Origin of the sequence: Streptomyces sp. NPDC059477 (assembly GCF_042749375.1) — a bacterium.
Lineage (GTDB): Bacteria > Actinomycetota > Actinomycetes > Streptomycetales > Streptomycetaceae > Streptomyces.
On record NZ_JBHYUG010000162.1, the window covers coordinates 1 to 8,232 of the forward strand.

General features: G+C 70.9%; 10 protein-coding genes. 6 read left to right on the forward strand and 4 right to left on the reverse strand.

Annotation, left to right across the window (positions count from 1 at the left end):
• The first annotated feature begins 205 nt into the window (after positions 1–205).
• Together ACFXAZ_RS38710 and ACFXAZ_RS38715 are read left to right on the forward strand one after the other, a co-directional pair.
• Positions 206–436, forward strand: coding sequence for a hypothetical protein (locus ACFXAZ_RS38710; RefSeq protein WP_382685247.1), 231 nt, complete (start codon positions 206–208; stop codon positions 434–436).
• A gap of 136 nt (positions 437–572) precedes the next feature.
• A complete protein-coding gene (locus ACFXAZ_RS38715) occupies positions 573–1,226 on the forward strand; it encodes an HU family DNA-binding protein (RefSeq protein ID WP_384601543.1) in 654 nt (217 codons plus the stop codon).
• A gap of 135 nt (positions 1,227–1,361) precedes the next feature.
• On the opposite strand, the gene ACFXAZ_RS38720 is transcribed toward ACFXAZ_RS38715, so the two are convergent.
• Together ACFXAZ_RS38720 and cofC are read right to left on the reverse strand one after the other, a co-directional pair.
• Entirely contained in the window at positions 1,362–1,565 is a 204-nt protein-coding gene (locus ACFXAZ_RS38720; protein WP_382685243.1) for a hypothetical protein, read from the reverse strand.
• Positions 1,566–1,574: 9 nt separating this feature from the next.
• The gene (gene cofC / locus ACFXAZ_RS38725) at positions 1,575–2,213 is read right to left on the reverse strand and encodes a 2-phospho-L-lactate guanylyltransferase (RefSeq protein WP_384601547.1); all 639 of its coding nucleotides are present in this window, start codon (positions 2,211–2,213) and stop codon (positions 1,575–1,577) included.
• A gap of 189 nt (positions 2,214–2,402) precedes the next feature.
• On the opposite strand from cofC, the gene ACFXAZ_RS38730 reads away from it, so the two are divergent.
• The 3 genes from ACFXAZ_RS38730 to ACFXAZ_RS38740 all read left to right on the forward strand — a co-directional run bounded on the left by ACFXAZ_RS38730 (position 2,403) and on the right by ACFXAZ_RS38740 (position 6,665).
• Positions 2,403–3,233: a lysophospholipid acyltransferase family protein gene (locus tag ACFXAZ_RS38730; protein WP_384601549.1), complete on the forward strand. Its 831-nt coding sequence runs from the start codon at positions 2,403–2,405 to the stop codon at positions 3,231–3,233.
• Positions 3,230–4,240, forward strand: coding sequence for an NAD(P)H-dependent glycerol-3-phosphate dehydrogenase (locus tag ACFXAZ_RS38735; RefSeq protein ID WP_384601552.1), 1,011 nt, complete (start codon positions 3,230–3,232; stop codon positions 4,238–4,240). The genes ACFXAZ_RS38730 and ACFXAZ_RS38735 overlap by 4 nt, the downstream gene beginning before the upstream one ends.
• Before the next feature lie 1,267 nt (positions 4,241–5,507).
• Complete coding sequence (locus ACFXAZ_RS38740) at positions 5,508–6,665, forward strand: D-alanine--D-alanine ligase family protein (protein WP_384601555.1); 1,158 nt, start codon at positions 5,508–5,510, stop codon at positions 6,663–6,665.
• 70 nt (positions 6,666–6,735) lie between these two features.
• Here ACFXAZ_RS38740 and ACFXAZ_RS38745 read toward each other — a convergent pair whose 3' ends face one another.
• Both ACFXAZ_RS38745 and ACFXAZ_RS38750 read right to left on the reverse strand, forming a co-directional pair.
• On the reverse strand, positions 6,736–7,248 hold the full coding sequence (locus ACFXAZ_RS38745; RefSeq protein ID WP_384601558.1) for a DUF3515 domain-containing protein: 513 nt from the start codon (positions 7,246–7,248) through the stop codon (positions 6,736–6,738).
• Positions 7,249–7,268: 20 nt separating this feature from the next.
• The gene (locus ACFXAZ_RS38750) at positions 7,269–7,502 is read right to left on the reverse strand and encodes an Lrp/AsnC family transcriptional regulator (RefSeq protein ID WP_003997603.1); all 234 of its coding nucleotides are present in this window, start codon (positions 7,500–7,502) and stop codon (positions 7,269–7,271) included.
• Positions 7,503–7,825: 323 nt separating this feature from the next.
• Between ACFXAZ_RS38750 and ACFXAZ_RS38755 the strand changes: the two genes are divergently transcribed.
• Positions 7,826–8,232: AIR synthase related protein (locus ACFXAZ_RS38755; RefSeq protein ID WP_384601562.1), on the forward strand; the 407-nt coding region annotated here is incomplete at its 3' end.

The following is an 8,232-nucleotide window of genomic DNA, read 5'->3' on the forward strand; positions in this document are numbered from 1 at the left end:
CGCCCCCTGGGGGGTAACCCCCGTTTCTGTACCCGTACGGCCGCATGGCCCGCCGGAGCCGCTCGCAACTTCCCATGTCACAGCGGTGGTTGGCGGGACGGGCGGGTCCGGCGGGCCGGACCGCGGCGGTCCGTGGAAGGGCCGTTAGAGGGGGCAGTTGCCCCCCGAGCAGGCGACAACTCGCCCCAGATGGCACAATCTGTGCATGGGACACGACGGCCAACTCCAGCTCTACGCGGCGGTCGCGGACCAGCTCAAGGAAGCGCACACAAGAGTGCGCGCACTGCAAGTCCCGGAGGGCGTACGGATGGCGCTGACCCGGAAGCTGCTGGTCATTACGGCCGCGGCCAAGCACGATCTCGCCGATGCGGCAAGGCGTCTGGAGACGTTCACCGCGGACCTCGACGAGGGTCGATTCCCCGACGAGGAACGCTGAACGGGCCAGGGCAGTCGAGTCCGTTGCGGCACAAGGGTGATAAGCCCGTTTCGTGTTTGATTTGCGGTATATATCTGCCTAACGTGCGAAAAAGCTTGAACACTTTCGTTCTGGCAATGTCTCCGAAGGGGAAGACGTGAACAAGGCGCAGCTCGTAGAAGCGATTGCCGACAAGATGGGCGGCCGTCAGCAGGCCGCCGATGCCGTCGACGCGGTCCTGGACGCCGTCGTCCGCGCGGTCGTCGCGGGCGACCGGGTCTCGGTCACCGGGTTCGGCTCGTTCGAGAAGGTCGAGCGTCCCGCTCGCTACGCCCGTAACCCCCAGACGGGCGAGCGGGTTCGGGTCAAGAAGACCTCCGTGCCCCGCTTCCGCGCGGGCCAGGGGTTCAAGGACCTGGTCAGCGGCTCGAAGAAGCTCCCGAAGGGCGACATCGCCGTGAAGAAGGCCCCCAAGGGCAGCCTGACCGGTGGCGCCTCCGCCACGGTCAAGAAGGCCGCGGCCAAGAAGACCACCGCGAAGAAGGCGGTCACCAGGGCGGTCGCCAAGAAGACCACCACCGTGGCGAAGAAGACCACCGCCGCGGCCAAGAAGGCCACCACCGCCGCCAAGAAGACGACCGCCAAGAAGACCACGGCGGCGGCCAAGAAGACGGCGGCGAAGAAGACCACCGCCAAGAAGGCGACGGCGAAGAAGGCCCCGGCGAAGAAGGCGACGGCCAAGAAGGCCCCCGCCAAGAAGTCGACGGCTCGCAAGACCACCACCGCCAAGAAGGCCACCGCCCGCAAGTAGGCGGACCGCAGGGCACTCACGCGCCGGGCCGGACTCCCGCGGGAGCCCGGCCCGCGGCGTTCTCTGCCCGGTCCACTGTCATGACCTGGGGTTTTCTCTGTTCCGAGCGGGCCGGGAAGGCCGCCGCCAGCCCGGCTACAGCGTCTGGAGCGTCACCAGCGTGATCCGGCGGGCCTCGCCCTCGCCCTCCGTCTCGATCCGCACCCGCTGCCCCGGACGCAGCAGCCGCAGCCCGCCCGCGTCGAAAGCGGCGGTGTCGAAGGGCACCGGTGTGCCGTCGTCCAGCAGCACCTGGCCGCTGCGGGTCCCGGCGTCGTACGTGTATGCGGTCGCCTGCATGACCGCAGCCTACTGCCCAAAGATCAGCAGCCGCGCGGTCGCCGTCGCCGTACGGGGGCCGACACCCAGTGCCAGGGCCGCCCGCAGATCGATGCCGGTGTCCACGTCCTGCCGTACGGAATCCACCGTGTCGAGGATGAGTTCCGTGGCGCCCGAGGCGCGGTGGCGGGCCCGGGAATCCGTGCCGAATGTCGGGAGCAATTCCATGCCGGGACCCGCTGCGAGGAGTGTGGTGCCGACACCCGCGGCATCCGGCAGGAAAGCGCGCGGGAATTGCGCGGCGGCGTCCAGGACCCGGGCCAATTCCGCCGGGCGCAGTGCCGGGAGATCGGCGTTGAGAGCGGCTACCGGGCTATTGGGGCGGGCGGCCCGTACCTTTGCCGCGCCGAACTCCAGCGCGGGGTTCAGACCACGGCCCGGTTCGTCGGCGAGAACGCTCGCGCCCAGTGCGGACAGCTCGCGGGCGGCCAGTGCGTCGTCCGTGACGACTGCCACACCGGCCACCGCGGGGCAGGTCAGGGCCGCTGCCACCGTGTCCTGGGCGAAGGCCAGCGCCAGGCCCGGCCGCAGGGCGTCCGCCGCCGTGTCGGCGAGCCTGCTCTTGGCTCGGGCCAAGGGCTTGAGGGGTACCACCAAGGTCCACTGCACCAGCGTTTCCGTCTCTCTCTTGTCGCGGCCATTGTCACCCGGGCCGGTCCGGGGTTCCCTCGACGGGAGCGCGCGAGGGTTCTTGCGGGAGCCGTCGCCGGGGACCGGCGGGCGTACGGTGTTCTCGACAGACAGGCGGCCTGGGGCGACACTTGTGCGGCCCCCCAGGCCCAAGAGGAAGGTGTTCGCGTGCCCCGCCGCAGAAAGGGCTTCTGGTACCGCTTGGCCGCGGTGATCTGCAAACCGCCCCTGCTGGTTCTGCTCAAGCGGGACTGGCGCGGAATGGAGCACATTCCGGCCGAGGGTGGATTTATCACCGTGGTGAACCACAATTCCCACGTGGACCCCCTCGCGTACGCGCACTTCCAGTACAACACCGGACGCGTTCCGCGATTCCTGGCGAAGAGCGGTCTTTTCCGGAAGGGGTTCGTGGGCGCCGCGATGCGCGGCACCGGGCAGATCCCCGTCTACCGGGAGAGCACCGACGCGCTCAGCGCCTTCCGCGCCGCCATCGACGCCGTGGAGCGCGGTGAGTGCGTCGCCTTCTACCCGGAGGGCACCATCACCCGCGACCCGGACGGCTGGCCCATGACCGGCAAGACCGGCGCCGCGCGCGTCGCGCTGAAGACCCGGTGCCCGGTCGTCCCCGTCGCCCAGTGGGGCGCCAACGAACTGCTGCCGCCGTACGCCAGGAAGCCGAGTCCGCTGCCGCGCAAGACCCACCATGTGCTGGCCGGACCGCCGGTCGACCTCTCCCGCTTCTACGGCCAGGAGATGACCGCCGAGGTGCTCAGGGAGGCGACCGAGGTCATCATGGCCGCCGTCACCGCCCTGCTGGAGGAGATCCGCGGCGAGCGGGCGCCCGCCATGCCCTACGATCCGCGTCGCGAGCGCATCGAGCAGCGCCGTCGGACCCAGGAACAGACCAAGGCGCAGGACAGGCCGGAGACCAAGGCACGGGCCAGGGCGCGGACCAGGGCACAGACGCAGGGCAAGCAGGCGGAGGGGCGGAGCAAGTGAGCAAGGCGGTCAAGGCGGCGGTCTTCAGTGCCGGTTCGTGGGGGACGGCGTTCGGCATCGTGCTGGCCGACGCGGGGTGCGATGTCACTCTGTGGGCGCGCCGCGCGGAGGTCGCGGACGCCATCAACTCCACGCGGACCAACCCCGACTACTTCCCGGGCGTCGAGCTGCCGCAGAATCTGCGCGCGACCCTGGACCCCGCCGAGGCCGCCGCGGACGCCGACTTCACCGTGCTGTCGGTCCCCTCGCAGACCCTGCGCCACAACCTCGCCGCCTGGACGCCGCTGCTGGCACCGGACACGGTCCTCGTCTCCCTGATGAAGGGCGTCGAACTCGGCACCACGATGCGGATGAGCGAGGTCATCGCCGACGTCACGAAGAGTGACCCGGAGCGGATCGCCGTCGTCACCGGACCCAACCTCGCCCGGGAGATCGCCGCGCGGATGCCGGCCGCGTCGGTCGTGGCCTGCGCCGACGAAAGCGTCGCCCAGCGGCTCCAGGCCGCCTGCCACACGCCGTACTTCCGCCCGTACACCAACACCGATGTCGTCGGCTGCGAGCTGGGCGGCGCCGTGAAGAACGTCATCGGGCTGGCCGTCGGCATCGCGGACGGCATGGGCCTGGGCGACAACGCCAAGGGCTCCCTCATCACCCGCGGGCTCGCCGAGACCACCCGCCTCGGCCTCGCCATGGGCGCCGACCCGCTGACCTTCTCCGGCCTCGCGGGCCTGGGCGACCTGGTCGCCACCTGCTCCTCACCGCTGTCCCGCAATCACACCTTCGGCACCAATCTCGGCAAGGGCATGACCCTGGAGGAGACGATCGCCGTCACGCGGCAGACCGCGGAGGGCGTCAAGTCCTGCGAGTCGGTACGTGATCTGGCCCGCCGCCACGGCGTCGACATGCCCATCACCGAGACGGTCGTCGGCATCGTCCACGAGGGCAAGCCCCCGGTGGTCGCCCTGAAGGAACTGATGTCCCGCAGCGCGAAGCCGGAACGGCGTTGAGGCCGGGCGCGGCCTGCCAGGTGGGGGTGGTGTTGAGGGGTTTGGCGGGGCGGTGTCGGGGTGGTGTCGGGGGTCCGGCGGGCCTGGCGGGATGGTGTTGAAGGCCAGCGGGGGCGTGGTGAGGATTCGGTGGGGCCGGGCCGAGCCAGCGGGGATGGTGGTGAGGCGCTCGGCGAGGTGACGCCGGGCCGTGCCGAGGGAATCGGCGGGTTGGTGAGCTGGGTGGCGCGGCGGCGGTGTCGGGCGGGACGGGCGTTGAGAGAGCAGCCACGTCGGTCCTGAGGGTTCGGCGGGGGCGAGTCGGGGCCGTGCCTGAGAGTTGCGGCGTTTGCGCCGGGCAGCAGGGGTGTTGAGGGGCTGGGCTGGGCGCTTGGCGGGAGTAGCGCTGAGTGGCCTGGCTGGGCGCCGGGCCGGTATGGGCTGAGTGGCCTGGCGGGGCGTCGTACCGGAGTGGCGCTCAGCGTCCCGGCGTTGTGCGTGGCGGGAGTGGTGCTGAGAGGCTCGCGTCTCGGGAGGAGGCTGGGCCGGCGAGTGCCGCGAGGTCCGGGAGGACGCTGGGCCGGAGGTCTGAAGGGCCGGGGAGGTTGGCGGGCCCAAGTGGAATCGAGGGGCCCGGTGGAGCGCTCGGCTCGGGAGGACGCCTGGCCGGAGCGGCAGCAAGGGCGGGGGTGCGCAGGGCTGAGCGGCGCTCAGAGTGCCGGTGTTGTGCCTGGCCGGAGCGGCGCTGAGGGGTCCCGGAGGGCGTGACCCGGAATGGCGCTCAGTGTCCCGGCGTTGGGCCGGCCCGGAAGGCCGCTCGGAGTCCTGGCGTCGCCCCTGACCGGAGCGGCACCGAGGAATCCGGAAGGACGCCGAGTCCTGACGGCACCGGGCGATCCCGTGAAGCGCCGACCTAATTCGGCACCGGGTGATCCCGCGAAATGCCGAGTCGGGACGGCACAGGGCCACCCTGTGAAGCGCCGAGCCGAAATGGCACCGGGCGTCCCCGTGAAGCGCCGACCTAATTCGGCACCGGGTCATCTCGTGAGGCGCCGAGTCGGGACGGCACCGGGCGACCCCGCGAAACGCCAAGCCGAATCGCCACCACGACCCTCGCGACGCGCCAGGCCAAGCCGAGCCCGGCCAAGCCCAGCCCCAAGCCCGGCCAAGCCCGCGCAGCCACCGACGTGCCCCCGCGGACCCCGTCCGCGACCGTCTGGTCGCGTGTGCGACGCCCCCGCCCGGGTAGCTAGGTCCGCGCCGGGGCACCGGGTACGCTCAACGCGATATGAGCAGCGACAACCTCCCCCAGAGTGCCGGGCAGCCCTTCCGTAAGCCGCGTGTGGCCGTCGTGTTCGGTGGGCGCAGCTCCGAGCACGGGATCTCCGTGGTCACCGCCGGAGCCGTACTGCGGGCCATCGACCGGACCAAGTACGAGGTCCTGCCGATCGGCATCACGCAGGACGGGCGCTGGGCGCTCACCGCCGACGAGCCCGAGCGGATGGCGATCTCCGCGCGCCGCACGCCCAGCGTCGACGACCTCGCCGAGTCGGGCGAGGGCGACGTGATGCTGTCCGTCGACCCCTCGAACCGTGAAGTCGTCTACGCCGAACCCGGCTCGGTGCCCAAGGCGCTCGGCGAGGTCGACGTGGTCTTCCCGGTGCTGCACGGCCCGTACGGCGAGGACGGCACCCTCCAGGGTCTGCTGGAGCTGTCCGGTGTGCCGTACGTCGGCTCCGGTGTGCTCGCCTCGGCCGTCGGCCAGGACAAGGAGTACATGAAGCGGGTGTTCACCTCCTTCGGGCTGAAGGTGGGCCCGTACCTGGTGATCCGCCCCCGCGAGTGGGAGCGCGAGGAGTCCGCCGCCCGCGAGCGGATCGTCGGCTTCGCCGCCGAGCACGGCTGGCCGCTGTTCGTGAAGCCGGCCCGCGCCGGCTCCTCCATCGGCATCACCAAGGTCGACGACCTGTCCGGCCTGGACGAGGCCGTCGCCGAGGCCCGGCGCCACGACCCGAAGATCCTGGTCGAGGCCGCGCTGCGGGGCCGGGAGATCGAGTGCGGGGTGCTGGAGTTCGAGGACGGCCCGCGGGCCTCCGTACCCGCCGAGATCCCGCCGCCGCAGGAGCACGCGTACTACGACTTCGAGGCCAAGTACATCGACTCGACGCCCGGGGTCGTGCCCGCCCCGCTGACCGGCGAGGAGACCGCCGAGGTCCAGCGACTCGCCGTGGCGGCGTTCGAGGCGGTGTCCTGCGAGGGGCTGGTCCGCGCGGACTTCTTCCTCACCGGGTCCGGCGAGTTCGTGATCAACGAGATCAACACGATGCCGGGCTTCACGCCCATCTCGATGTATCCCCTGATGTGGGAGAAGAGTGGTGTGAGCTACCCCGAGCTGGTGGACCGCCTGATCCAGGCGGCACTGAGCCGCGCCACGGGCCTCAGGTAGTCGCCCCGCCGTAGCCGAGGGATCGTACGTCCCCGGCGATCGGTCGGCGATCAGTCATGATCGGTCGTGATCAGTCGGCGATTCCTTCCGGGATCGCCGATTTGATCGCCGGGGCGAGATCCACCAGCACCCCCGAGCTGTCGCTCTCGCGCTCCCCGGGCACCATCACCTCGACATACGCCACGCGCGACGCGGTCGTGAACCGGAACGCCCCGTCGTCGGCCTTCTCCTGCAACCAGTCGACGCCGTCGACCCCGCCCGCGACGGCATCGGGGTCGCCCCCTTCCGCCACTTTCGGATCGATCATCTTCGGGGGCCGTTCGACCCCGCACCGCAGTATGATCGCCGGGCTCCCCCACCCCGCGGTCAGCGCGGAAGCCGGTTCAGGGTCCTCGCGGTCCTGACCGGCCACCGTCGCGGGCAGCGCATCGTCGAGCTTTCCGCACAGTTCGGTCACCGTCGCGTCCGGCGACGGAACCGTCGCGGAGGCGGTGTCGTCTGCTGATGAGCAACCCGCGACGGTGATCGCGAGCACGAGCACGAGCGGGGTCAGGCCGGGGGACCGGTGACGGAAGAAATTCACCGGCCAAGCGTAGACGGGGGCTACAGATGCACGACCGGGCAGGTCAGGGTGCGCGTGATGCCGTCCACTTGCTGGACTTTCGCGACCACCATCCGACCCAGGTCGTCGACGGTGTCCGCCTGGGCGCGGACGATGACGTCATAGGGTCCCGTCACGTCCTCGGCCTGGATGACACCAGGGATCTTGCTGATCGTCTCGGCGACGGTCGACGCTTTGCCGACCTCCGTCTGGATCAGGATGTACGCCTGTACCACGGAACCTCCAGGGCGGCCACGAGGATCATGTGGGGAAAAGGAACGCCACGGTATCGCGTCGCCGCTCGCCACGGGGAGATGTGCGCGGACCGGCGCACACGCGCCTGGGTGCACGGGCGGCGGACGTTGACGGCCGGGGCGGCCGTACCGTCGACCGTAGCGACACCGCACACACCGCATGCACCACGGACATCGCACGCACCGAAGGCATCGCACACATCGCGCACACCGTACGGGCGGTCGCGCACCGGATACGACGGGATGCGGACGGGATCAGGCACGGGGACCGGCACGGGCACAGGGACAGAAGGGGCGTAAGGGCAATGAAGGGCACCGTCGGTGAGCTGGGCGAGTTCGGGCTCATCAGGGAGCTGACCTCGCGGCTCACCACCAACCCGGCGGTCCGGGTCGGCCCCGGCGACGACGCCGCGGTGGTCGCCGCGCCCGACCGGCGGGTCGTGGCGAGCACCGACATCCTGCTGGAGGGCCGGCATTTCCGCCGCGACTGGTCCACGGCCTACGACGTCGGCCGCAAGGCCGCCGCCCAGAACCTCGCGGACATCGCCGCCATGGGCGCCGTACCGACCGCGCTGCTGCTCGGCCTGGTGGTCCCCGCCGAACTCCCCGTCGCCTGGCCCACCGAGATGATGGACGGCCTGCGCGACGAGTGCCAGGTCGCGGGCGCCTCGGTGGTCGGCGGCGATGTGGTACGAGGGGACACCATCATGGC